Genomic DNA, 23,990 nt, shown 5'->3' on the forward strand with positions numbered 1-23,990 from the left:
CGGCTGGCACCACCACGGGAGGTCAGGCAGATGTTGAACAGTAGTCAGGAAAGTGTGGACAGGGCGGCGGCGCGCACGCCGCGCCAGTTACAGGGACGCAGCAAGAAGGCGCAGCTGCATATCGCCCGCATCGTGCAGTACGTCGGCGAGCAGGGCCAGGCCAGCGCGGCGCAGCTGTCCGCCCTGCTGGGACTCGACGCGGGCACCATGAGCCGCTATTTGCGCCACATGTGCGGCATGGGACAGATCCACCTGGCGCAACGCCACTGCACGGAGCCGGGGCGCCAGCGGCCGGCCTTGTATGCGCTGGGGGAGCAGGACGACGAGGTCGACGGCTGGGCCCAACTGCCGCCGCAGGTGCGCCGCACGGCCAGCTGGCCACGCGGTGCGGCGCGCCGCGATCCGCTGGTGGCGGCGCTGTTCGGGCCGGCACGGAATAACGATTAGTATCAACGAGGAGAAATCATGGGATTTGCAGAAAAATTCATCGCATCGCTGTCCTCGCAGAACCTGCGCGACGATGCGGTCCACCACGACCTGGACGTGATCGCGGCGGCCGCGCTGGCCGGCGACATGGGCGCCTTGCTGTGCCGTGTCAAGTACGCGGACGGCACCGTCAGCCGCCTGTTCGAAGGCAATGCGGGCAATCTGGCGCAGCTGCTGCGCGCCTGGACTGCGGCCGTGACGCAGAAGGGCCGGGCGCGGCGCTGGGTCAAGGCGCACACGGCCTGGGATGCGCAGGCCGCCAATACCTTGTATCGCCGCGTGGCCGAAGCGTCGCTCGCGCATTGGCTTGACAGCAAATGCAAGGTCTGCCACGGCACGGGCGTCGTCGCCGCCATGCAGGCCGGAGCGCCGGTCGTCTGCAAGGCGTGCCACGGTGCCGGCGAAGCGGCCATCTGCTGCTCCGGCGGCTTCGAGCTCGAACGCATCAAGGATATGGTCAGCGAGCTGGAAGGCATCTTCCAGTCGCACGGGGCCCGCGCCATGCGCCGTCTGGGTCACTGAAAAGTTTTTTGCAATATGCCTGACGCTGAAAAAAATGCCCCTACAATAGAGTCTCGATCACGCAGCAACAGCAATACCGGCAACACCGCAGGACCACATGCTTCTCCACTCGTAATAGACGCGCCTCTGGCGCGACACCGATAGGGGAAATCAGCGCAGCGAACCGCCTTCATGGCCCCCTTCGCCCATTCCGTCCGGCACGGCCTCGCGCCTTCCGGACGCCAGCCCGCCGCCTCACCGCGCGGGCTTTTTATTTTCCCGATACTTGGCAGTTCCCCCCCCTCAAGACCACAGCTGTGGTCTTTTTTTCATCCCACGAAAGGTATTACTTATGGCATCGACAGCAAACGGCATTGACAGCTTGATCGTTATCAGCAAACAAAGCGCCGAAGGCAGCAAGGCCGCAGCCGGCGGCGGTCAGATTTATCCCCGCGTCACGGCCACCTTCGACACGGAAGCGGACAAATACGCGAGCGCCGAAATCGACGCCAGCCAGCAGCAGGGCGATACCCGCCTGGGCAATTTCCGCACCACGGGCGCCATCAAGGCCGAAGCGGCGTGCGGCACCTACGCGCCGCTGATGGCAGCGCTGCTGCGCCGCGACTTCACGGCTGGCGGCGTCGCTGCCGCGCAAACCACCATCGCTGCCGCCGCCTCCGGCCTGACGCGCAGCGCCGGTTCCTGGCTGGCCGAGGGTTTCCGCGCCGGCAGCGTGGTGCGCATCACCGGCATGACGGCACCGGCCGCCGCCAACAACGCGAAGAACTTCTTCGTCACGTCGGTGACGGCGACCAACCTGAATGGCCAGTTCATGGATGGTTCGGCCATGATCGTCAAGGCGGCCGGCGACTCGGTCGGCGTGGCGGCGGTGGGCAAGCGCAGCTTCACCCCTTTGAGTGGCCACACCACCGACTGGTTCACGGCCGAAGTGCAGGACCCGAAGATCGGCGTGCACCGCAGCTTCGTCGACCAGCTGGTCAGCAAGATGGATATCGCCGTGCAGCCGAACGGCATCACGAGCCTGGACTTCACCCTGATGGGCAAGGCGGAAGGCCCGACCACGGCCGTGCCGTACTTCCCCACGCCGCTGGCCGCGCCTGGCGCCGGCAAGTTTTCGGGCGCCACGGCGATGCTGTCCGTGAACGGCATCCCGTCGCAGATCTGCACCGGCATGTCCGTTTCGCTCGACGGCCAGGTCAAGGTCGACCCGGTGATCGGCTCGAAGTACGCCACGGCCGCCTCGCGCGGCAAGGTCATGGGCTCGGGCCAGTTCACGGTGCTGCTGCAGGACGCCACCTACCTCGACTACTTCAAGTCCGAGACGGAAATCCCGCTGGCCTACGCCATGGCGTCGGGCACGGCGCCAACCGCCGACGTGCTGGCGCTGGCCATGGGCCGCATCAAGATCACGTCGGCCAAGATCGACGACGGCGAGAAAAACAAGATCGTCACCTGCGCCTTCGACGTCCTGCGCTACAAGGGCGCCGATGCGCAGCATGAAGCGACCACCCTGACCATCCAGGACAGCGCGCTGTAAGCGGCTGACGCTTGACCCGGGGCCGCCGTGAGGGCGGCCTTTTACTTTTTACCTTTATCAAGAAAGAAAATACACATGAACAACGCACAAATGATCGCCTCGGCTGGTTTTGATATCTCCCTGCTGAATGACGGTAACAAGACTGTGGACCAGGTGCACCTGGTGTCGGTCTTGTTCGACGAAGATGGTGCGCACAAGGCGGGCTTTGAAATCGTCGGCAAAAATTCCGACCAGTACCGTGCCGTGATCCGCGAAACGTCGGTGGTGGCGATCAAGCGCTCGGTGCAAAAAAGCAAGCAGATCGACGCGAAGACCGACGAAGGCGCTGCGGAACTGTATGACTTGGCGGAAAACCGCAGCATGAAGATCGCCATCGCGGTGGTGGTGGGCATGCCTGGTTTCGTCGACAAGGGCGTGCCGGTACAACCGTCCCCGGCTTTGCTGAAGGCGATTTTTGAAAAAATGCCGTCCTGGCAGGAAAAAGTGCTGGCTGCGCTCGAGGCGGACGGCAATTTTTTGACGGTCTAGCCGCCGCCTTGCTGCTCTTTGCCGACGAACAGTTTGAGCGTTCGGCGAAGGCGGCTGATGGCAATGCGAAAGGCGAGCACCTGGATGCCGCGAAGCGTCATCCACTCTACCGGGAGCCGCAGGCTCCCGTTTGCGCGCAACTGCCGTTTGAACTGGCGCACGTGTGGCAGTTTTTCGTGCAGATGAGCCGCAAGCGGCAAAACGGCATGGCGGTCAATCCCTTGAGCAGCCTCGATATCCTGGCTTGGCAGTTGCGACACCGCATACGCCTGGCGGTATGGGAAGAAGAGCTGGTCGATCAGCTTGACGCGGCCTACATGGCCCATCAAAACAGTTCTCATTAGGCTGGCCTTTACCCGGCCTATCTATAGCAGAGGTGACGCCAAAAACACAACTGTCATCGCCAGGGGGGCCTCGATTTGCATTGCCACCCTTCGGTGGCTTTTTTTATGGGTAAATTATGACCGTTGATATTGCAACACTACAGATACGCATTGATACGCTCAATGTGCGCATCGCGGCAGATGACCTGGAACGCATGCGCGAGGCCAGCGAGAAGGCCGCCAAGTCGACTCTGAAACTCGAAGATGTCACGAAAAAGTACACGGAGATACTCTCCAGCCTGGGTATTTCCAACAATATCGGCCAGATCGTTAAATTAACTGATGAATATACGAAATTGACAGCGCAACTGCGCATGTCGACCAGCTCTACGCAGGAATATGGCGAGGCGTACGACAATGTCAAGCGTATTGCCGCCTCGGGACAAACGGATCTCGCCGCTACGGCGGGTCTGTATACCCAAATGAACGATGCGACCAAGAAATTGGGCATCAGCCAGGCCGAAGTGGCCGGTATCACCGAGGCGCTCAATCTTGGCGTCAAGATCAGCGGCGCCTCCGCGGCCGATTCCGCTACCGCTTTCAAGGGGCTGTCCGATGCCTTCGCCGATGGCGCTCTGAACAGTCAGCAATTTAACGCCATCAGCCAGGCCGCCCCTGAAGTCATGGCGGCAATGGCCGCCGGTCTGGGCGTGTCGAAAGAAGCGCTTGCCGGGTTTGCCGGCGCAGGATTGATCACCGCCGATGTGATGGCCATCGCGCTGCCGAACGCGCTGGGCGAGTTGCGCAAGGAAGCCGTGCAGTTCGAAACTATTGGCGGCAGCTTTACCGTTCTGAGCAATAACGTGATGGAATTCACGGCGAGGCAGGCGGAGTCGAGCGGCGCCGTGCGCCTGATGACGAGCGGTCTCGAATTTTTGTCGAATAACCTGACCCTGGTCGTTGGCGTGCTGGAAACGCTGACCACCGCGAAGTTTGCCACCTGGGCTGCCGGCGTCGTAGTGGCTACTTACAGCAAGGTCACAGCCAACCGGGCCTTGCTTGCATCCACCCTGGCGGCGGCGAATGCCGACGTGACGGCGACCGCCGCCACCTCGGCACTGGCGACCGCGCGCGTGGCTGAATTGCAAGCGACGATACGCGCCAGCCAGGCCGACGTGGCGCTGGCGTTGACCACCAATGGCCTGATACCGGCCCAGGCCCGCGCTGCAGTTGCCACCGAGGCCCATGCGGCTGCATTGGTGGCGCAGACGGCGGCAATGCGTGCCGCGTCCGTCACCGCTGGCGTGTTGCGCGGTGCGTTGGCATTCCTGGGTGGCCCGATCGGCTTGATTGTCACGGTGTTGGGCTTGGGTGCAACTGCCTGGGCCATGTGGGGGAATTCATCGAAGGACAATGCGGAGAAAGCCGTAGAACCCATGCGCAAGAGTACCAAGGATATTATTGCTGAACTCGACAAACAGATGGTCCAGCTGGCAAAGCGCAATGAGCTGGCAAAGCTGGGCGTGTCGGAAAAGGGATTGGATACCCCGGCTGGCGAGCGCATGGCAGAGATATCGACGGAGATGGATGCGGTGCGCAATCGCACTGGAAAATACCAGTCCCTGGACAAGGCGGCGCGGGACAGCAACATGGCAAGGCTGCAAGCCGAATTCGATGCGCTGCAGGGCAAGCTCAAGCAGCTTGAGCAGCAAGGCGCGTCGGGTAAACCGACGAGCGGAACTGGTACAGGCGCGCCATCACTTCCCGCTCCGCCAACGCCTTTCGAAGCCATGATGGATGACATGCGCGGCAAGGCCCGCGACCTGAAGCGCGAAGTTGCCGGCTATGCCGAGATGAACGAGGCGCAACAGTTCGATTATCGGTTGAAGGAACTCCTGGCGGATCGGACGAAAAAGGTGACCGCAGCACAGCAGGCGGGATTCGAGGTTGCACGCAAAGTGATACAAACTCGCCTCGATGAGATCGAGGTGGACAAGAAAGCCAAGGCAGTGTCGGAGCAGGCGCAGGCGGACGCGAAAGCGCTGTCCGATACGCGGACGCAGGCCGTTGCCGATGCCGTCAAGGAAGCGGAGGCTGGCGAAAAGCTGGTAGCGGTGTATGGCATGAGCAAGACCGCTATCGCGCAAAATGAAATGGCGTTGTTGAAGGAACAGCGCGCCGCGCTGGCGGTGGGCAAGGAAAATGCGGCGCAGATCGAGTATTTGAATGCCTTGATCGATGCCAAGCAGCGCAGCATGACGGCGACGGAAGAACTGGCCGCCAAGGAAGCGTCTGCCGCTGCGGCCAAGAAGGCCTCGGATGACTGGGCCGCCAGCGCCAAGGATATCGAAAAATCGCTGACTGACGCCTTCATGAACGGCTTCGAAGGCGGCAAGAACCTGGCGACGATGTTCAAGGACAAGTTGAAGAGCATGTTCAACAACCTCGTGCTGCAACCGATCATGTCTCCCATTGCGGCCGGCTTTGCCTCGTTTCTGAATCCGGGTGCGGCGCAAGCGCATGGCAGTTTGGCCAATGGCGGGGGTATCCAGTCGCTTTTGAGTTCGGCGAAAGGCATCTATGAATCGCTGTCGAACGGACTTTCCGGTATTGGTACTTCGGTAGCCAATGGCGTGCAGCGTGGCATGAGCATGCTGCAAGGCACTCCGTACACAGCCGGGGCCAATGGCGCATTTGCCACCGGTGCGGGCGCGGCGGCAAGCGTTTCCGCCGGCGTCATGGGTGGCGTGTACGGCGGCAAGATGATTTCGGGTGAATATGGCCGCAATGGCATCGTCAATGCTGGCACGGCGATCGGGACTGTCGTTGGCAGCATTTTCCCGGTGGTAGGTACTGCTATGGGCGCCCTGGTTGGCGGCTTGCTGGGAGGCGCCGCGAATCGCCTGTTCGGCATGGGAGAGAAAAAGGTCAGCAGCGCAGGTATTTCCGGCAGTCTCGGTGTCGATGGCTTTACGGGCGAGAGTTATTCGAACTGGACCCAGAAAGGCGGTCTTTTCCGCAAGAATAAAAAGGGTACCGACCACTATGAAGTTGATGCCGAGCTGGCCGCATCGCTAGGCGATACGTACGCGCAGATGAAGGCGGTGACGGGCACGTTCGCCAGCACACTGGGCGTGAATACGGATGGCCTGGCCACGCGCACGCAGTCGCTCAATATTGTCATGACCAAGGACGATGCGACCAATCAGAAAGCCATTGCCGACTTCTTTACCGGCGTCGGCGATGCCATGGCCATGGAATTGGTTCCTTCCTTGTCGCAGCTCAAATTGAAAGGCGAGTCGGCGAGCGCTGCGCTGCAGCGCCTGGCGGGTAGTTATGCCACTGTTGACGCCGTGCTGGCAACCTTGGGCAGCACTTCGCAGCAGGCATTTGGCGCCGTCGGCGTGGCATCCCTGGCGGCGCGCGAGCAATTGGTCAAGGCTGCCGGCGGCGTTGAGGCACTGGGCAATCGGACTGCGTTCTTTGCCGAAAATTACCTGACCGAAGCCGAGCGCCTGGCGCCCGTGCAAAAACACGTGACGGAACAGATGGCCGCCCTGGGCTATGCCAGCGTGACCACGCGCGCGCAGTTCAAGGACACGGTCTTGCAACTGGTCAATTCCGGCGCATTGGCCACCAAGACGGGCGCCGAGCAGTATGCGGGCCTGATGGCGCTGGCCGATGCGTTTGCGAAGACGCATGCGGCGACGGAAGACCTGACCAAATCGGAGCAGGGTATCGCCGACGAGCGTAAGAGCATCCAGGAAAAACTTGACCAGATGACGATGACGTCGGCGCAATTGCGTGCCCGCGAGCGTACTTCGGTCGATGCTTCCAACCAGGCGCTATATGACCAGCTGCAGGCGCGGCAAGACATCACCAGCGCCTACGAGACGGAGTCCTCCGCCCTCAAATCCACCATCGACCGCCTGAAAACCTTCGGCGATGGCATCCGCTCTTTCAAGGATTCCCTGCTGCTGGGCAGCTTGTCGACCCTGACGCCGATGCAGAAAATGGCTGAGGCGCAGCGCCAATATGAGGAAACGCTGGCCAAGGCGAAGACGGGCGATGCGGCGGCGCAATCGGCGCTGACGGCGGTGGCCACGGCGTACTTGACGGCGAACCAGGTAGTCAAATCGTCGAGCGACGCCTATGCGGCCGATGCGGCGCGGGTGCAGGCTGACCTGGCGGCTCTGGCGGCGATTGCCGGCACGCAGATGAGCGATGCGCAGAAGCAGTTGACGGCCCTCGACACGCAGGTAGGGCAGTTGATCAATCTAAACAAGACGGCGGTGGGCATCCAGGAAGCGGTCGATGCGCTGGGCGCTGCATTGCGGGCAGGTGGCAACGTCGATATTACAGGCGGGATGCAGTTCGCATCCGCTTTCGGCATGCCGCTTGCCGCCGTTGACGAGGTGGTGGTCGACGCGCCGGCGGCGCAAGCGATGCAGCGCTATTTCAGTGCCGGCGATGGCGTCAACGAAGCGCTGGTGGCAGAGATCAAGGGCTTGCGCGAGGAAGTGCGCCAGCTGCGCGCCGATCAGGACCAGCAGACGGGCGCCATCATCAGCAGCAATTACGACGCCAATGAACGCGCCGCCGACAAGGTGTCGGCCGGCGCGTCGGAAGCGGCCCGTGCCTCAGTTTGGGCCAGTCAATCGAAAGCGAGCATAGTATGAACGAAACCTTGAATGGGGCCATGGGCGACGCGCAGTTCACCGCGTGGCTGCGCAATCCCTCGGCGCGCCGTCTGGTGCTGATCGAGGTGGCCGTGTACAGCGGTGGCCAGGAGCGCACCCGCTTCCTGAGCACGGGTGCGTATGTCACGTCGCCCGATGACACGCCGCCGAACCTGGCGTACCAGTCCATCGTCTCGACGGGCATGCAGTTCACCGAACAGCTGTCGCTGGGCGGCGAGGCCAGTCTGTCGGCGGGCGACATCGAGATCCACAATCCGTCCGGCATCCGTGATGCCTGGCTCGATGACGTGTGGATGAACCGTCCGATTCGTGCCTGGATCGGCGATCCGCGCTGGCGCCGCAGCGACTTTCGCATGATCTTCAATGGCGTGGTGGCCGACGTCGCGCCGAAAGGCCGCGACAAGCTGGCCCTGAAACTGCGCGACAAGCTGCAACGCCTGAATACGCCTGTCAGCGAGGCCAAGCTGGGGGGCGCGACGCCGAACAAGGACGCCGTGCTGCCGCTGGTTTTTGGCGAGGTGCACAACATCACGCCGCTGCTGGCCGATCCGGCCTTGCTTCAGTACCAAGTGCATGACGGCGCCATCGAAGGGATCATCGAAGTGCGCGACAACGGGTTGCCGGTGCGAATCACGGCTGACAAGGCCAGGGGAACCGTCGTCCTGGCGGCGCCACCCGCCGGGACAGTTACAGTGACTGTGCAGGGCGACCGTCCTGGCGCCTATGCCAATACGGTGGCCGCGCTGGTGCGGCGCCTGGCGACAGGTTACGGCAAGGTGGGCGACCGCTTTGCCGATGGCGATCTCGATACGGCCAACCTGGCGGCGTTTGATGCCGCGCATCCGCAAGCGGTGGGCCTGTTCCTGGCCGGCCGCACGAATGTGCTCAATGCCTGCCAGATGCTGGCGTCCAGCTTGGGTGCGCAGCTGGTGATGTCCCGCCTGGGGCAGCTGCGGCTGCTGCAACTTAGCCTGCCTCCCGCCGGCTCGCCGACGCAGGTAGGGCCGAAGCACATGGTGGCGGGCAGCCTGACGCCAGTCAGCCGCAGCGCGCCGATGGCATCCGTCAAGCTGGGCTTCTGCAAGAACTGGACCGTGCAAACGGGTTTGTTGACAGGTATCCCAGTCCAGCACAAGGATTTGTTTGAAACGGAGTGGCTGACGGCCACCCTTGTGGACAGTGCGATACAGGCGGCCTACCGGCTCGACGCGGAACCGCTGCAGCAGGACACCATGCTGCTGCGCCGCGTCGATGCCGAGGCAGAGGCGCAGCGCCGCCTGGCGATTGGCCGCGTGCCGCGCATGGTTTACGAATTCGACGGCACGGCGGAGATGCTGGCGCTGGAATTGGGACAGGCCGTGACAGTCACGCATCCACGCTTTGGCATGGAAAACGGCGTGGCGGGGCAGGTTGTATCACTGGCCCCGGATTGGTTGACTGGACATGTGAAAGTGGGGTTTGTCGTATGAGTACCATCATGAATGACCGTGACGTGCTGTTGCAGGCAACGTCGCCACGGCTGACGGCGCCGGAAGCGGGGGCCGCGCTGCTGCTGACGGTGGACACGCCCGTGTTCCACGTCAGCACCAGCGGCGCCGGCTCGCCGGCCGCCATCAATTTCAAGGCCACGCAAATCAATTTGCCCGGCACCGTGCAATGGAGCTGCAGCGCTGGCGGCGTCCTGAGCGGTAGCGGTAACACGCGTAGCCTGGCCTATAGCGCCATGTCGGTGCAGCAGGTCACCGTGACCGCCACTTTGCTGCACGACAGCGGCGTGACGTTCACGGCGCAGCAGATCGTCAACAAGGTGCAGGACGGCGTGAATGGCGTGCCTGGATCGAATGGCAGCAGCGGCAAGTCAGCGCGCCAGTGCTTCACGCTGATCGACGGCTATGCGCTGGCCTTCAATCCGGCCAGCGTGACGGTGCAGGGCGACGCTTATCCCCCCGTGGGTACCTGGGGCGAGACGCGCCCCTGGGGCGCGGCCATCAATGGCGCCCCGGCGGAACGGCAGGTGTGGTTCCAGTCCAGCGGCAACTACGATCCGGTAACCAACCAGACTGTGTGGACGACTCCTTTCCAGAGCTATGCCAAGTTTGGCTCGCTGGAGGCGATTTCGACCAAGACGGGGGCGTTGACGTTCAGCGATACCTGCAAGTCGGAAAATGGGAATGTGGCTATTAATGCGGATGGTACGTTTTTGTTAAGGTCCCAAGGCAATGAGCGAATGGAACTTACGCCGAAAGGTTTCTATTTGTTTTCTGACGGTAAGCCCGTTATTGAGTTAGGAGTACCATATAAATGACAGAATTTGCATTGATTATTCGAGAACCTGGAACCCAACGGATTAAATTTGATTCGCGCCTAGCGGTAGGGGGAGTATGTTTGGGTTTGTATAATGTGCCAACAGGCGGTCGATTTTTTTCATTCCCAACGATGGGGCCCGGTTTGTCGGGAATCGTCGTCAGGCCAAGTGGTAATGCCATGAGTGACGGAGGCTATAGATATGAGGGGAGTCTTTATCCAATATTTATTTTTCAGTTTGGCATTGATGAGCCGGTCGCGCTTTTTGTTAAATGAGCATCCGCTTACGTATCAATAATGGGAGCCAAGAATTGGTTGTCAGTTCAGAAGGACGTTTGCCTTACTGTATTGGCAAAGCTGCCTTGCATTCGATTGTACAACCGGCTGGGCGTGTCCCTTCAGCGGAGCCTGGACGTGTGGCAGGATATTCGATTTATCGAATCCTTCATACAGGACCGATACTTGTGGCCTTTGATATGCCAATTGGCCGTCATGTCGGCATTAATCGTGTGACTAGCCCTAATCCAGGCGTATGGGAGATCGAGGCCTATTGCGGTGGAAATCCAGATGAATATGGATTTGATACTCAGTATCCAGTTGATATATGGATTTTTGGTTTTTCTAAATCGCGCGCTTCACCATTAGGGCTAGTTTTGCATGATGAGAACGACGGTAGTATATCTGCTGATTTTACTCAAGATTCTCCTCTTTTTCCACGTGCGTTTGGTGATGGCTTTGCAGCGAAGAATGGAATTAGTATTCCAGAAATGCGACGACCTGTTGGGATTGGAATGCCAGGATATGCGGCAATTCTCAATACTCGTGAACGATGGAGTATTTATACGATGTTGCATATTGAGATTTTTTCATATTGGCATCGCGTCAGCGAGACACTTATTAAAGTGGGAAATAAAACAGCAATTCGATGCATGCTTGATATGGAAGAGGACAGCAAGAGTATTTTCGATGGCCCTGGGCCACTATTTATTATTGAGGGGGCTAATTTGCCATGAAAAATCTTCGCATCATCCACCACAACGCGGCCGACCAGACCGTCATCACGGCATCAAGCCAGTCTGGCGCGCTTACCGTAGCGAATTTGTTGACAGACATTAAATCCGAAGTTTGGCGGTCGACAGGCACAAACGCCACCCTGCGCGCAGTTTTCCCTTCAGCCGCTTTGATCGGCGCTGTGGCGCTGCCATTTTGCAACTTGAGTTCGGCCGCCACCTTGCGTGTGCGCGGCTACGTATTGGCGAGCGATTCGACACCCGCATTCGACACGGGCACGGTGCAGGCTTGTGCACACCAGCCGCTGGGTGCCTGGGACTGGGGCCTGGAACCCTTGGGTGTGAACGCTTTTTCGTATGGCGGCGGCGCCTACGGGCGCATCTGGTTTGCACCGACTTGGGTGGAAAAGCTGGAAATTGACATCGATGACGCGCTCAATCCTGCCGGCTACATTGAGGCGTCGCGCCTTGTCGCCGGCATGTACTGGTCGCCTGAAAGCAATGCCGACTATGGTGCTTCGGTGACGGCCGACGATGCCAGCCAGCATTACCGCAATGAAGGCGGTGATTTGCTGACGAATGTGGGACCGCGCAGCCGCAAGCTGGCTCTGAGCCTGACTGCCATGTCGCCACCCGACCGCAGCAAGTTGATGGCCATCTTGCGCGGCAATGGCAAGTCGCGTCCGGTCTTCATCAGCCTCTTTCCGGAATCCGACGACCCCTTGCTGGAGCAGGATCACCAGGTATACGGCAAGCTGCCCGATGCGGCTGCCGTCACCACGCCGCAATTCGAACGTTATTCGACATCCATTACTGTAGAGGAAATCTGATGCCAGCCAATTTTTATCCCGGGCAAACGGACTATGTGCGCAAGCTCAACGACTTGGCGCTTGCTAAGGATGTCGCGGATATTCCGCGCAATGCGGCTGCTGCTGCGGCCAGTGCGGCAGCGGCGGGACTGGCCGCTACCAGCGCCAGCGCAGATGCAGTTAAAGCATCCGCGCAGGCCGCATCCGCAAGCGCCGCGTTTGTTTCGCTCGACGCGCGCTATCTCGGTGCTAAAGCGCTGGCGCCGACATCGGACAACGCTGGCGCAGCGCTGCTGGCCGGCGCGACCTACTGGGACACGGTGCTGAACGGCGGCTGCCTGCGCGTATTTCAGGCTGGCGCCTGGATGACGATACCCACCAACGTGGCCTCGCAAGTTGCAAGCACGCCGGCGGGTGGCATCGTTGCGACGAATGTGCAGGCCGCGCTGGCCGAATTGGATACCAAAAAAGCGGTGCGCGCGACGACGCTGGCTGGCTATGGCATTACTGATGCGCAGCCTAGCTCGTATGTGCCGGCCTGGGGCAGCATTACTGGTAAGCCACAGTTTGCGGCGGTGGCTACGTCAGGCAGCAAGGTTGATGTTGGCCTGGGTAGCGTCGACAATACGGCCGATATGGACAAGCCAGTCAGCATTACGCAAAGAGCGGCGCTGGATTTAAAGGCATCGCAGAACGGTGATGTCACACTGGACTTTAAATTAGCCAGTATTAACGGTTCGTTCATCGGCGGTATGCAGAATCGTGTCATCAACGGCGATATGCGTATCAATCAACGTGGTGTACCTAATTCGGGCACATATCTCATTGGTTATGGTTTGGATCGCTGGAACTACGATGCATCGGTGGCAGGTAAGGTTGCCTATGGCCCTAATTTTTACAATGTGGCAACTCGTGCCCCCGGCTTCCCTAATTACCTTGGTTTGGGCGCTCAAGGCGCTTATTCTGCCTCGGCTATAGAGGCATACCTCTTACAGCAGGTAATTGAGGGCAATCATTTAGCCGACCTGCAATATGGCACAGCCAGTGCAAAAACTTGCACGTTGTCCGCTTGGGTTTACTCGAACATCGCTGGTTCACATTCGGGTGCTTTATACAACATTTTGGCAAACAAAAGCTATGTGTTTTCTTTCTCGGTTCCCGTAGCGAACACATGGACGAAAATCGCTGTCTCTATCCCCGGTGACCTTGCAAGTGCAATGAACACGAATAATATGCAAGGCCTGCACCTGCGCTTTAACTTGGGGTCGGGGGTTAACTTTGTACGTCCAGTAACAGGTACTTGGATTACTGGCAACATGACAGGTGTAGCCGGTGCTGTAAACATGTTAGCTAATAATGGCAACTTCCTGATCACAGGTGTGCAGTTTGAAGTAGGCACAGCAACACCATTCTCGCGTCGCTCTATGGCAGAGGAAATGAGTCTGTGCATTCGTTACTACTGCAATTCGTTCCCTGAAGGTGCAGATGTAACTGTACTTGCTACTGACGCGCTTGGGTTAATTTTATCGGGAGGCGAAGCTGTAGATTCTCTGGAAAATAACGGCCGTCATACGGTTAAGTTTCCTATCCCTATGCGTGCTACTCCGACGATCAATATGCGGGGCTATGTGGGCAATCCGTACAGCTGGGCATGCCAAGGTACGGCAGCTCAAGGGGGTGTCCAGGGCTTTTTGGGACAAGCCGGAGAAATTACCAATAAGTACATGAAAGTAAAGTCCAATACCTCGGCTCGTCAGTACAATATCCAAGGTAACTGGGAAGCCATCGCCGAAATTTAAGATTAGGAGAACGCATGTACACCATCGCAGAAGAGGCAAACGTAATCATACGTGAAGCGGACGGGGCGATCATACCGATGGATTGCCAGAACGTCGATTACATAAAATATACGGAGTGGCTTGCGGACGGGGGCATGCCGAAGCAGTTTGAAGCCCCATTGCTTGACGCAGTGCCCGCAGACGAACGGATGACCTAAGTTCCTGTATTTCTTATACCTCATCAACAAACCCGCTTCGGCGGGTTTTTCATTTCCACCACCTGAAAGGCAACCATGGCCCTCGAAACCACCGCCGCCGGCGGCGCATTGATCAAACTGTTTGGCGTGCCCGTGCTGGCCGGCGCCGCCGCCACGTCGCTGGGCTTCATGTTCATGTGGCCCCAAACCACCAAGGAGGCATTTATTCGTTTTTGTTCCAGCATCATCATTTCCACCTTTCTCGGCCCTGTGCTTGTGGCCGCCGTGCTGTCGTGGTGGCCCAGCCTGTTCGACAGTGCGAAAACCGTGGCGGGCCTGTATGGCGGCGACCCGGCCACGGGATTTTTATTTATCGCCGCGCCGCTGATGGTGGCTGCCGGCTTGCCTGCCTGGTGGGTACTGGGCGCCTGCGTGCGCTGGTTCGATAAGCGGCGCGGCAAGGATATCGGCGAACTGGCGGCCGATGCGGCCGCTGCCGTCAAGGATGTGCGGGGCATGCTGTGACAGGCGCGCAATTGATGCAGATCATGCCGTTAGCCGGCCGCCGCGCTACGCTATTCCTGGCACCGCTGAATGCGGCGATGAGCGAGTTCAGCATCGATACGCCGCTGCGCCAGGCGGCGTTTCTGGCGCAGGTGGGGCACGAATCGGGACAGTTGCGTTATGTGCGCGAGCTGGCCAGCGGCACGGCCTATGAAGGACGCGCGGACCTGGGGAACGTGGTCGCTGGCGATGGCGTGCGCTTCAAGGGGCGTGGCTTGCTGCAGGTGACGGGGCGCGCCAACTATGCGGCGTGCGGCGTGGCGCTGGATATCGACTTGCTGGCGGCGCCGCAGTTGCTGGAGGAAACGACTTTCGCGTGTCGCTCGGCGGGCTGGTTCTGGCAATCGCGCGGCTTGAACCGCCTGGCCGACGCGGGTGACCAGGAACGGGTGACGCGCCGCATCAACGGCGGCGTGAACGGCCTGGCAGAGCGTCTGTCCTTGTACCAGGCTGCGCGCAAGGTGCTGGCATGAAGCCGTCGTTGAGCATTTTGGCCATGCTGTTGCTGCTGGGGGCAGCTATGTTTTCCGCGCAGCGTTGGGGACGCGAAGCAGGTCGTGCAGCGTGCGCGGCGCAAGTGCAGGAGACGCAGGGGCTGTTGCTGCGCTAGAACCAGGCCCTGAATGCGATGCGGGAGGAGGGCGCACGCCGGTCGGTGCGGTTACGCCAGGCGCTGGGCAGCGCACAGGTCGGGCAGGCTGATGCCCAGGCAGCTGCGAGGCGTATCCTGGCGCTGCAGCCCGAAGGCGAAGCCTGCCGTGCCGCCGAGGCGCTGATCGCCAGCGAAATGCCATGAGGCCAACGCGTGAGAGTGCAGGCAGGCGGGCAAAGAGGCGGAGTGTCGAGTGTGCCAGCACGCTATTGTTGGTGAGTTTCTTGAGCGGCTGTGCGACATGCCTGCCAGCATCGAAGGTGGACGCTGTGCCCGTGAGCGCGCCATGCATAGCCACGCGTCCTGTCGCGCCCGCCTTGCCAGCGGTACCATCCCATGGCATCTTCGAGCAAGTGCAAGCCTTGCTGGCGCGTGAACAGCTACGTGCCGCCCATGTCCGCCAACTGGAATCGCTGCTTGATGTCTGCTCTAGCGGCTAAATCCTTGTCACCTGCCAGCACTGTCGCATTTTTGCCGCTTTTCGGTGCATGCGCAGGGGGCGCCATGCGAGAAATCGGTGCATGCACCGTCAGATTGGTCAATCGCTGGTGATTTTCGGCACAATTTCCGCATACAATTGACCTGGCACGATGCATGCATGCTCAGCCATGGGCATTCGCCCGTTCAAGGAGCTTCGCATGCATCGTCGGTCGCCATTGTATTCCTGTCGTCCCGTTTCTCTCTTGCTTTCCCCTTGCACCCGCGTCCATCCTGGCCGCGGCAACCCAGGAAATGGAGCGTAAATGGCCTCTCCCCGACTGAAATCCGTCCACCGCAGCGTGCCCGCCGCCACATCGCCCGTCGATGAAATCTTGCCTGTAGGGAAGCTATTCACCCTGGGCCTGCAGCACGTGCTCGTCATGTATGCGGGCGCCATTGCCGTGCCGCTGATCGTCGGCCGCGCCCTCAAGCTGCCGCCCGAACAGGTGGCGGCGCTGATCAGTGCCGACCTGTTCTGCTGCGGCCTGGTGACGCTGATCCAGTCCCTGGGGATAGGCAAACACTTCGGCATCCGCCTGCCCGTGATGATGGGCGTGACCTTTGCCGCCGTCAGCCCGATGCTGGCCATGGCGAATAACCCGTCCCTGGGCATCAGCGGCATCTTTGGCGCCGTGATCGGCGCCGGTGTCGTGTCCATGCTGATCGCCCCCTTCATCAGCCGCCTGCTGGCGCTGTTCCCGCCCGTGGTGACGGGCAGTATCATCGCCGTGATCGGCGTGTCCCTGATGCGCGTGGGGGTGAACTGGGCCATGGGCGGACCGCCGGCCATGGCGCAGATTGCCGACCCCGCCTTTGTCCAGAGGGCCGCTGCTGCTGCGGCGGCCGGCTTGCCCGCGCCGCCAGGCCCCGTGCCCATGATCGCCAATCCCGGCTACGGCGCGCTGGACAATATGGGCATCGCCTTCTTCGTGCTGGCTGTCATCTTGCTGGTGGCCAAGTACGGCAGGGGATTTCTGTCAAATATCGCTGTCTTGATCGGCATCATCGCCGGCACGGCCTTGTCATTTGCGCTGGGCAAGGCCGATTTCGCCAAGGTGGCCAGCGCCAAGGCCTTTGCCATCGTCACGCCGTTTCAGTTCGGCATGCCGACTTTCGACCTGGTCGCTATCGTGACCATGAGCCTGGTGATGATCGTCGTCATGATCGAGTCCCTGGGCATGTTCCTGGCCTTGGGCGAGATGACGGGCAAGCGTATCGAACAGGCCGACATCAGCCGCGGCTTGCGCGTCGACGGCCTGGGCACCCTGATCGGCGGCATTTTCAATACCTTTCCCTACACCTCGTTCTCGCAGAATGTGGGCCTGGTGGGCGTGACGGGCGTGCGCAGCCGCTGGGTGTGCGTGGCGGCCGGCATCATTCTGCTCGTCATGGGCGTCATCCCGAAGATCGCGCAGACGGCCGAAGCCGTGCCGGCATTCGTGCTGGGTGGGGCAGGGCTGGTGATGTTCGGCATGGTCGCCGCCACCGGCATCCGCATCCTGGCCGGCGTCGACTACAGGAGCAACCGCAACAACCTTTTCATCGTGGCCCTGTCGATCGGCTTCGGCATGCTGCCGCTGGTGGCGGAACAATACGCGCAGCATATGCCCAAGGTACTGTCGCCATTGTTGCACAGCGGCATCCTGCTGGCCGCCATCGTCGCCGTGCTGCTCAATTTGTTCTTCAATGGTCTGGCGTGCGCAGATGCGGCGCGGGAGCAGGCGCGCACGAACAGTCATGGGAGCGAGTGAGGGAGACCGGCCAATTGCCAGGCAAGATGGTGCAATCCATATCACTTGTGCTAGAATCTTGCCGCGCTGCCCGGATGGTGAAACTGGTAGACACTGGAGACTTAAAATCTCCCGCCTGTAAGGGCGTGCCGGTTCGATTCCGGCTCCGGGCACCAAGAACTCAGCCGTAAAAATCCAAGAACGTCCAAAAACCCGCCTCCGTCATAGGAGAGCGGGTTTTTTGTTGTCCATTCGCGTCCATCGGCGTACATTAAAAGCGATGAACTTTGTTGGTACTTTTTGCTGGATTTAGGATTTTCTCTAAAAAAATACCATCAGGGAGTGCGCCATGCCACTGTCCGATCTGCTTATCCGCCATGCCGTCTACAAGGGCACGCCCAGCGGCGACAAGTATCCCGACCTGTACGGCATGTACCTGCTGGTCACCCGTACCGGCAAGTACTGGCGGTTGAATTACCGCCATGCAGGCAAGCAAAAAACACTGGCCCTGGGCGTCTACCCCCGCGTGAGCCTGGCCCAGGCGCGGCGCAAGGCCGAAGATGCGCGCAAGGCGCTGGCCGAAGGGATCGATCCGAACGCCGTCAAGCGCGCGCAGAAGGCCGAGCAGCGCAGCGCCGCCTTGAATACCTTCGACAAGCTGGCGCGCCAGTGGCTGCTCACCATCCAGCGCAACGGCAGCGCCAATACGCAAAAGAAAGTCGGCAACTGGCTCGAAGGCGACGTTATCCCCTACCTGGGCAAGATGCCGCTCAACACCATCCGCCCGCGCGACGTGCTGCGCGTGGTACAGCGCGTCGAGGCGCGCGGCGCGATCGATTCGGCGCACCGCATCAAGCAGCTGTGCGGCCAGGTGCTGCGCTTCGGCGTGGCGATGGACCTCGTCGAGCGCGACGTCACGGCGGACCTGAAAGGCGCATTGACGCCGGTGCCGAGAACGCACTACCCGGCACTGACGGAACCGGGCGATGTCGCGCCGCTGCTGCGCGCCATCGACGGCTACCAGGGCCACGCCACGGCGGTGGCGGCGCTGAAACTGGCGCCCATGCTGTTCGTGCGTCCCGGCGAACTGCGCGCCGCCGAATGGAGCGAAATCCATCTCGATGCCGCCGAGTGGCGCATCCCGGCCAGGAAAATGAAAATGCAGCTCGAACACCTGGTGCCGCTGCCGACACAGGCCGTGGCGATCCTGCGCGCGCTGCAGCCTGTCACCGGCGAAGGCCGCTATGTGTTTCCCTGCCTGCGCGGCGGCCAGCGCTGCATGAGCGAAAACACCATCAATGCGGCGCTGCGGTCCCTGGGCTATGCCAAGGAAGTCATGACCGGCCACGGTTTCCGCGCCATGGCCCGCACCATCCTCGACGAAGTGCTGCAGGAGCGCGTGGACCTGATCGAGCACCAGCTGGCGCACAGCGTCATCGACCCGAACGGGCGCGCCTACAACCGCACGGCGCACCTGCCTGCGCGCCGCGCCATGATGCAGCGCTGGGCCGACTATCTCGACGCCCTGCGCGACGGCGTCGCCACGCCGCCAGCCTGACGGCGACGCCCGCCTGGAGAAAGAAAACCAGCGGCGGCGCTGGCCGGAACAGGTGCCGCGCCACGCGCGCATGTCGTCGCCGCGCCACGATGGGCGACACGGCGTGCGTCCACCCGCATCCGCCGTCGTCCTGTTTCGCGACAGCGCCCGCGCTGTTTGATATCGCGTAAGGAAAGCGGCTGGCCCGCGCCTACATTAAAGACCGGGGAGCCGCGGGCGCGTGGGCTGGCGAGGAGCAAGCCATGTTTTCGCTTCGCTCAAACCGGCTTGCCCTGCGGGGCCATCCTCGCTGCGCTCGCCCACCACGCCAGGAGCATCGATGCACGCCGAAACCACGCCACGCAAGCGACAAGGCGGCCGCCCGAAAGGCGACCCGGCCGCCGTGCGCGGCGCCACCATCGGCGTGCGCGTCTCGGCCGCCGAACATGTGGCGCTGCTGGAACGCGCCGCCCGCATGCAGATGCGTCCCGCCCAATGGCTGCGCGCCGCAGCGCTGGCGCGCGCCTTGCCCCCGCCGCCCGTCGCCGCCATCAACCGCGAACACTACGTGGAACTGGCCCGCCTGGCGTCCAACCTGAATCAGTTGACCCATCTCGCCAACGAAGGCGGGCGTGTCGCCGTGGCCGACGCCCTGCTGCAGCGGCTGATCGCGGAAACGCGCCGCCTGCGGCTGGCACTGCTGGGCGTGAAGGAACAGGACGATGATCGCTAAGGCCATCAAGGGACGCGGCTTTCGCGGCGTGCTGGCGTATGACCTGGGCAAGCAGCAGGCGCGCGTGATCGACACCAACATGACCGGCCGCACGCCGCGCGAACTGGCGCAGGAATTCGGCGCCGTGCGCAAGCTGCGCCCAGGCCTGGGCAAGGCGGTGCTGCACGTATCGCTGTCGGCCGCGCCGGGAGAGCAGCTGTCCGACGCCCAATGGAGGCAGATCGCGGGCCGCTATCTGGCGGGCATGGGCCTGGACGACAACCAGTACCTGCTGACGCGCCACGCCGACACCCGGCATGAACACGTGCACCTGCTGGTCAACCGCGTCCGCTGCGATGGCGGCGTGGCCAGCGACAGCCACGACTACCGGCGCCAGGAAATCATCATGCGCGCGGTCGAACGCGACTTCGGCCTGCAGCAGCTGCGCCCCTCCGTCGAGGCGCCGCGCCGCGCGGCGAGCCGGGGCGAAATCGAGGCGGGCCTGCGCACCGGCATCGCCTCGACGCGGCAGCGCCTGCAGCAGCTGTGCGACGCCGCCATTACCGGCTGCGGCAGTTTCACCGCTTTCATGCAGCGCCTGGCGGCGGCGGGCGTGGCCCTGGTGCCTGTAACGCAGCGCAATGACAGCACCCTGGCGGGCCTGTCCTACCGCCTCGATGGCGTGCTGATGAAGGGTAGCGACCTGGGACGCGGATACAGCCCGATGGGATTGGCGAAACGAGGAGTCCACTATGACAAAGAGCGAGACCTTGCGGCAGTTGGCCACTGCCGAGAACACGGCGCAGCTGGACGCGCTGGCGTGCAGGATGGCGCAGCTGCACCAGGCGAAGCTGGCCAGCGCCGAGGAACTGGCGGCGACCCTGGAGCCGCTGGCGCAGGCGATGGCGGCCCTGACGGACGAGGCGCGCCAGACGATGCAGCAGCTGGGCCTCGACGGCACGCGCCAGGGGGAGCAGTTCCGGCGCCAGATCGAGGCGGCGACGAGCGCCTGGCGCAGCGCGGAACAGGCGGCGCGCGAGAGCGCCCAGGCAATCGACTGCAGCAGCCGGACGCTGTCGCAGCGCCAGTATCTGCTGGCCGCGCTGGTGGGCATGATGACGGGTCTGCTCGCCAGCGCATTGTGGCTCTGTCTGGCACCTGCCCCCAGGCTGCAGAACGTGCTGGACGCGCAGCAGCTGGCCGCGCTGATCCGGCCCGCGACCGCAGCCTGGAAGCCGTGCGCGGGCAAATGACGGCACTGGGCTGCGCGCAGTTCATCGTCAGGCTGGTGCAGGCAAGGGACGGCAAGCAAGAGACGCGGCAGTGGAGCGGGCTGGAACTGCTGCGCAGCCTGGCCTGGCTCAAGCGCATGAATGCGCGCGGCTACGACGTCACCCTGTGGCCCGCAGGCCAGCATGGCCTGGTGCTGCTCGACGGCTTGCAACAGGCCGATGTGCAGCGCCTGGACGCGCGCGGCTGGCACAGCGCCGCCGTAGTGGCGGTGCAGCATGGCCGCTTCCAGGCCTGGATCAAACTGTCCGTGCACCCAGTCGCCGACGCCTTGCGCGGCCAGGCGGCATCCCGCCTGGCGGCCGACCTTCGCCGCAGCGGCAGCGCCATCACGGTCGCGGAATTTGGCGCGCTGGCCGGATTGACCTGCCACGCACCGCGCATGGCCGAAGGGCCAGCGGCACGCTATGCGTTGCTGCAGGCATCGAGCGGAGCAGTGGCCGCCGCCGCAGCGCCCTGCCTGGAGCGCATGGCGCACCTGCCGGACCCGCCGCTACCGCCCAGGCTGTCCATGCCGCAGGGCGCCGTCCGGAAACGCTCGAGCGGGCGCGCCAGATAACCGGCAGCCGGTGCTGGCGGCCTGGGCAGCAGCGTTCCCGCTAGCATTTCGACATGGCGGCGACTGTCTGGCACGTGGGGAGTCATTTGCACGGGCGTGATAATACGTGTAGTTTTCCGTTTGACAATTTGCTATTCTCGGGGGCGGCTGTCGGCTGCGGATTCAACCGGTCAACGACGGCAACCGGCCAGAAGCGGCCCTTTGTATTGCCTGTGGTATTTCATTTTTCTCTTTGATAGGTGGGCGGCTCAAGTGAGTAAACAGACTGGCCTTGTATGGCCGAGTGGGGACTGCAAACCTATCATCGCTACCCTGCGCACTCCAGTTGAGCTAATCGTTGATACTGATGCCACCATCTTTAGAGATAAAGATGACCTCGACTGGTTCGAGGGGGCCTATGTACAAATTGATGGAGTGGGGACGGTTTTGATCATGAGGCACGACAACAGCCCATCGGGACTAACAGCTCTATATGTGGATGCCTCCTGCCATGTCCATTCAGCAGTTACGCTGCTGGTGCAATTTTTCGGATTATCCCCGAAAGATGTCAAGTGGCAGACTAAGGCATGAAGCCGGCATGATTCCATTTGCCGACGAATATTTGTTCAGCTAACGGCCAGAAGCGGTCAATCGATTTGACCTAGGGAACTTGATGAACGAAGCGTCGAACCAGCCCCGAACGAAATACGACAAACTGTTCAATGTCTTCGAGCAGTTCTATGCATCCTTACCTGAACTGTCAGACCGACGAATTTCCGATCTGCGAGACTCATGGAATTTGGCAAAGGCACAGTATGAGAAGTTTCTTTCTGCAGGCGAATCGAAGTCGAGAATTGCTGCCGGCCTTGAGCAAGGCCTACGTGAATTGCCCTTGCTCCTTGCGGATGCTGAACTAAAGAACCGTTCCCAAGTTGTAGCTGCGCTAAGCAGCGCCGTGCGTACGTTTTATCCAGATTTCGCTGCCAAGGAAGCTAAACGCCTTGAAGAGATTCTGACAACCGGCAAGATCCGGGGGGAGAACCAATTCTATCTTGTGCGGCATCGGATCGACGAACTTGAAGGTTCTGGCGATTCTGAAACACAATTAAGCAAATTGTATCGTTTGGTCGATGAGTTCGAGGCGCGGCCCCGCAGATGACCTTGGCACAGACGTGGCCGGCCGCTATGGGGCGATAGCTGACATCGCCCTTGTTCTTACCTACCGCTACCGAGTGAAGATCGCTGTGGTGGTTCAAAGTTCTAATCACTGACGGGTTTGATGCGAATAGGCCTCCGGCCAGCTCTTCATTTCCGGGTGCGGTCTACCAGTTTGATATCTCGCTGCCCATGTCTGACATGGCGAGCGATCCCTTCACTCTGTCAGTCGTTGCTACACAGTATCGGGACGAGTTCGCGCTATAGGCGGTGTGCGAACAACTTCCAGATATTTAAGTCCCTAACATATGGCGATACTGGCTTGGTGTCATGCCCAGGGCGGCGCGCATTGCACTACCCATGTGCGACTGATGTGCAAAGCCACTGGCGCAGGCAATGTCCGCCAGCGGCCGATCCACCTCTTGTAGCATGCTCCGCACCGCCTGCATGCGCGTTTCCACAATGTAGGCATGCGGCGTCATGCCTGTCGCCCGACTAAAGTCGCGCAGGAAGCGCAGGACCGGCAAGCCTTCATCAGCAGCCAGCTGTTCTAGGGTCAGTCCCTGCCCGAACTGGCAAGCGATCCGCTCCAGTACCCGCGTCATGTCGGCCCGCGCCGTGCGTCGGGGTGCGTCTCGGTATACCTGCCGCAGCGACAGAAATGCCAACGCCTCGTGTTCCAGTGCCAGTGGGTCAGCCTCTGTAGCCAGCATTAGCCGCCGCAGGCGTAGCGCCAGAGTGAGGGCCTGCCGATGCCCGGCCATTTCCACGCGCCCCCCTTTCGCATCTGCCTCCGGCACGTCGGTCAACACCGCGCCATGCCAGCGTAGGACCAAATATTCGCCACCCTGCGCAGATTCGGAAAAAACATCAATCCCGGCTGGTGTGCAAGCGAGCACGCCAGGCCATGTATCGAAATCGACGCGCCTGTCGGAACCTATCGCATGCACGCCCCGCTGACGCTGCAGCGACACGCCCATGCTTTGTGACTGCACGGGGTCGCGCGCGCTGTAAGGTGCGCCCGGCAAAAGCTGCAGGCACAGTCCGCCTGCTGCGTGTGTGATGACAGGCATTGCTCCGCCTGTACTCTCCTTGATAAGTGGCCGTGCCATGTGAAATTTCCTGATAGATCAAAATG

21 protein-coding genes, 1 tRNA gene and 1 pseudogene are annotated in these 23,990 nt (G+C 61.4%); 22 read left to right on the forward strand and 1 reads right to left on the reverse strand.

Annotation, left to right across the window (positions count from 1 at the left end):
* Positions 1-30: 30 nt before the first annotated feature.
* The 22 genes and pseudogenes from AC07VI_RS13495 (at position 31) to AC07VI_RS13600 (ending at position 22,856) form a co-directional block, all read left to right on the forward strand.
* Positions 31-447, forward strand: a complete 417-nt coding sequence (locus tag AC07VI_RS13495; protein WP_139842419.1) for a FeoC-like transcriptional regulator — start codon at positions 31-33, stop codon at positions 445-447.
* A gap of 18 nt (positions 448-465) precedes the next feature.
* Positions 466-1,008, forward strand: coding sequence for a DnaJ-like cysteine-rich domain-containing protein (locus AC07VI_RS13500; RefSeq protein WP_086144814.1), 543 nt, complete (start codon positions 466-468; stop codon positions 1,006-1,008).
* Positions 1,009-1,339: 331 nt separating this feature from the next.
* A complete protein-coding gene (locus AC07VI_RS13505) occupies positions 1,340-2,545 on the forward strand; it encodes a phage tail tube protein (RefSeq protein WP_139842420.1) in 1,206 nt (401 codons plus the stop codon).
* A 75-nt stretch (positions 2,546-2,620) separates the two neighbouring features.
* A complete protein-coding gene (locus AC07VI_RS13510; RefSeq protein WP_139842421.1) occupies positions 2,621-3,073 on the forward strand; it encodes a hypothetical protein in 453 nt (150 codons plus the stop codon).
* Between the two features lie 8 nt (positions 3,074-3,081).
* Positions 3,082-3,417: a phage tail assembly chaperone gene (locus AC07VI_RS13515; protein ID WP_086144817.1), complete on the forward strand. Its 336-nt coding sequence runs from the start codon at positions 3,082-3,084 to the stop codon at positions 3,415-3,417.
* Positions 3,418-3,533: 116 nt separating this feature from the next.
* Positions 3,534-8,075, forward strand: a complete 4,542-nt coding sequence (locus AC07VI_RS13520) for a tape measure protein (protein ID WP_086144818.1) — start codon at positions 3,534-3,536, stop codon at positions 8,073-8,075.
* On the forward strand, positions 8,072-9,565 hold the full coding sequence (locus AC07VI_RS13525) for a hypothetical protein (protein ID WP_226935915.1): 1,494 nt from the start codon (positions 8,072-8,074) through the stop codon (positions 9,563-9,565). Before AC07VI_RS13520 ends, AC07VI_RS13525 begins: the two co-directional genes overlap by 4 nt.
* An 8-nt stretch (positions 9,566-9,573) precedes the next feature.
* The gene (locus tag AC07VI_RS13530; protein WP_139842422.1) at positions 9,574-10,401 is read left to right on the forward strand and encodes a hypothetical protein; all 828 of its coding nucleotides are present in this window, start codon (positions 9,574-9,576) and stop codon (positions 10,399-10,401) included.
* Complete coding sequence (locus tag AC07VI_RS13535) at positions 10,398-10,676, forward strand: hypothetical protein (RefSeq protein WP_139842423.1); 279 nt, start codon at positions 10,398-10,400, stop codon at positions 10,674-10,676. The genes AC07VI_RS13530 and AC07VI_RS13535 overlap by 4 nt, the downstream gene beginning before the upstream one ends.
* The gene (locus AC07VI_RS13540) at positions 10,673-11,413 is read left to right on the forward strand and encodes a hypothetical protein (RefSeq protein WP_139842424.1); all 741 of its coding nucleotides are present in this window, start codon (positions 10,673-10,675) and stop codon (positions 11,411-11,413) included. The genes AC07VI_RS13535 and AC07VI_RS13540 overlap by 4 nt, the downstream gene beginning before the upstream one ends.
* Complete coding sequence (locus tag AC07VI_RS13545; RefSeq protein ID WP_139842425.1) at positions 11,410-12,240, forward strand: hypothetical protein; 831 nt, start codon at positions 11,410-11,412, stop codon at positions 12,238-12,240. The genes AC07VI_RS13540 and AC07VI_RS13545 overlap by 4 nt, the downstream gene beginning before the upstream one ends.
* Positions 12,240-14,018, forward strand: coding sequence for a hypothetical protein (locus AC07VI_RS13550; RefSeq protein WP_086144823.1), 1,779 nt, complete (start codon positions 12,240-12,242; stop codon positions 14,016-14,018). The genes AC07VI_RS13545 and AC07VI_RS13550 overlap by 1 nt, the downstream gene beginning before the upstream one ends.
* A 14-nt stretch (positions 14,019-14,032) precedes the next feature.
* Positions 14,033-14,215 (forward strand): hypothetical protein, encoded by a 183-nt coding sequence (locus AC07VI_RS13555; RefSeq protein ID WP_086144824.1) that lies wholly within the window; start codon positions 14,033-14,035, stop codon positions 14,213-14,215.
* Positions 14,216-14,290: 75 nt separating this feature from the next.
* On the forward strand, positions 14,291-14,719 hold the full coding sequence (locus AC07VI_RS13560; RefSeq protein ID WP_070313495.1) for a hypothetical protein: 429 nt from the start codon (positions 14,291-14,293) through the stop codon (positions 14,717-14,719).
* 23 nt (positions 14,720-14,742) lie between these two features.
* On the forward strand, positions 14,743-15,231 hold the full coding sequence (locus AC07VI_RS13565; RefSeq protein WP_226935917.1) for a glycoside hydrolase family 19 protein: 489 nt from the start codon (positions 14,743-14,745) through the stop codon (positions 15,229-15,231).
* Between the two features lie 922 nt (positions 15,232-16,153).
* A complete protein-coding gene (locus AC07VI_RS13570) occupies positions 16,154-17,641 on the forward strand; it encodes a nucleobase:cation symporter-2 family protein (protein WP_086144825.1) in 1,488 nt (495 codons plus the stop codon).
* Between the two features lie 68 nt (positions 17,642-17,709).
* Positions 17,710-17,796 (forward strand) — tRNA-Leu (locus tag AC07VI_RS13575).
* Between the two features lie 173 nt (positions 17,797-17,969).
* Positions 17,970-19,178, forward strand: coding sequence for a tyrosine-type recombinase/integrase (locus AC07VI_RS13580; RefSeq protein WP_099420393.1), 1,209 nt, complete (start codon positions 17,970-17,972; stop codon positions 19,176-19,178).
* A 319-nt stretch (positions 19,179-19,497) separates the two neighbouring features.
* Positions 19,498-19,890 carry a plasmid mobilization protein gene (locus AC07VI_RS13585; RefSeq protein WP_099375927.1) on the forward strand — a complete coding sequence of 131 codons (393 nt, stop codon included), beginning with the start codon at positions 19,498-19,500 and terminating at the stop codon, positions 19,888-19,890.
* Positions 19,880-20,293, forward strand: a pseudogene (locus tag AC07VI_RS13590) (relaxase/mobilization nuclease domain-containing protein); the annotation flags it as partial. The gene AC07VI_RS13585 and the pseudogene AC07VI_RS13590, both read left to right, overlap by 11 nt.
* Before the next feature lie 478 nt (positions 20,294-20,771).
* Complete coding sequence (locus AC07VI_RS13595; RefSeq protein ID WP_494808799.1) at positions 20,772-21,122, forward strand: hypothetical protein; 351 nt, start codon at positions 20,772-20,774, stop codon at positions 21,120-21,122.
* A gap of 1,248 nt (positions 21,123-22,370) precedes the next feature.
* A complete protein-coding gene (locus tag AC07VI_RS13600) occupies positions 22,371-22,856 on the forward strand; it encodes a hypothetical protein (protein WP_492994762.1) in 486 nt (161 codons plus the stop codon).
* A gap of 289 nt (positions 22,857-23,145) precedes the next feature.
* On the opposite strand, the gene AC07VI_RS13605 is transcribed toward AC07VI_RS13600, so the two are convergent.
* Positions 23,146-23,925 carry a helix-turn-helix transcriptional regulator gene (locus AC07VI_RS13605; RefSeq protein ID WP_099420401.1) on the reverse strand — a complete coding sequence of 260 codons (780 nt, stop codon included), beginning with the start codon at positions 23,923-23,925 and terminating at the stop codon, positions 23,146-23,148.
* Positions 23,926-23,990: the final 65 nt, after the last annotated feature.

The sequence above is a fragment of the Janthinobacterium sp. GW821-FHT03A03 genome, from assembly GCF_059421435.1.

Coding starts and splice junctions, on each gene's coding strand:
- AC07VI_RS13495 (WP_139842419.1), top strand. CDS start 31: ATGTTGAACAGTAGTCAGGAAAGTGTGGACAGGGCGGCGGCGCGCACG.
- AC07VI_RS13500 (WP_086144814.1), top strand. CDS start 466: ATGGGATTTGCAGAAAAATTCATCGCATCGCTGTCCTCGCAGAACCTG.
- AC07VI_RS13505 (WP_139842420.1), top strand. CDS start 1,340: ATGGCATCGACAGCAAACGGCATTGACAGCTTGATCGTTATCAGCAAA.
- AC07VI_RS13510 (WP_139842421.1), top strand. CDS start 2,621: ATGAACAACGCACAAATGATCGCCTCGGCTGGTTTTGATATCTCCCTG.
- AC07VI_RS13520 (WP_086144818.1), top strand. CDS start 3,534: ATGACCGTTGATATTGCAACACTACAGATACGCATTGATACGCTCAAT.
- AC07VI_RS13525 (WP_226935915.1), top strand. CDS start 8,072: ATGAACGAAACCTTGAATGGGGCCATGGGCGACGCGCAGTTCACCGCG.
- AC07VI_RS13530 (WP_139842422.1), top strand. CDS start 9,574: ATGAATGACCGTGACGTGCTGTTGCAGGCAACGTCGCCACGGCTGACG.
- AC07VI_RS13535 (WP_139842423.1), top strand. CDS start 10,398: ATGACAGAATTTGCATTGATTATTCGAGAACCTGGAACCCAACGGATT.
- AC07VI_RS13540 (WP_139842424.1), top strand. CDS start 10,673: ATGAGCATCCGCTTACGTATCAATAATGGGAGCCAAGAATTGGTTGTC.
- AC07VI_RS13545 (WP_139842425.1), top strand. CDS start 11,410: ATGAAAAATCTTCGCATCATCCACCACAACGCGGCCGACCAGACCGTC.
- AC07VI_RS13550 (WP_086144823.1), top strand. CDS start 12,240: ATGCCAGCCAATTTTTATCCCGGGCAAACGGACTATGTGCGCAAGCTC.
- AC07VI_RS13555 (WP_086144824.1), top strand. CDS start 14,033: ATGTACACCATCGCAGAAGAGGCAAACGTAATCATACGTGAAGCGGAC.
- AC07VI_RS13560 (WP_070313495.1), top strand. CDS start 14,291: ATGGCCCTCGAAACCACCGCCGCCGGCGGCGCATTGATCAAACTGTTT.
- AC07VI_RS13565 (WP_226935917.1), top strand. CDS start 14,743: ATGCCGTTAGCCGGCCGCCGCGCTACGCTATTCCTGGCACCGCTGAAT.
- AC07VI_RS13570 (WP_086144825.1), top strand. CDS start 16,154: ATGGCCTCTCCCCGACTGAAATCCGTCCACCGCAGCGTGCCCGCCGCC.
- AC07VI_RS13580 (WP_099420393.1), top strand. CDS start 17,970: ATGCCACTGTCCGATCTGCTTATCCGCCATGCCGTCTACAAGGGCACG.
- AC07VI_RS13585 (WP_099375927.1), top strand. CDS start 19,498: ATGCACGCCGAAACCACGCCACGCAAGCGACAAGGCGGCCGCCCGAAA.
- AC07VI_RS13595 (WP_494808799.1), top strand. CDS start 20,772: ATGGCGGCCCTGACGGACGAGGCGCGCCAGACGATGCAGCAGCTGGGC.
- AC07VI_RS13600 (WP_492994762.1), top strand. CDS start 22,371: ATGAACGAAGCGTCGAACCAGCCCCGAACGAAATACGACAAACTGTTC.
- AC07VI_RS13605 (WP_099420401.1), bottom strand. CDS start 23,925: ATGCCTGTCATCACACACGCAGCAGGCGGACTGTGCCTGCAGCTTTTG.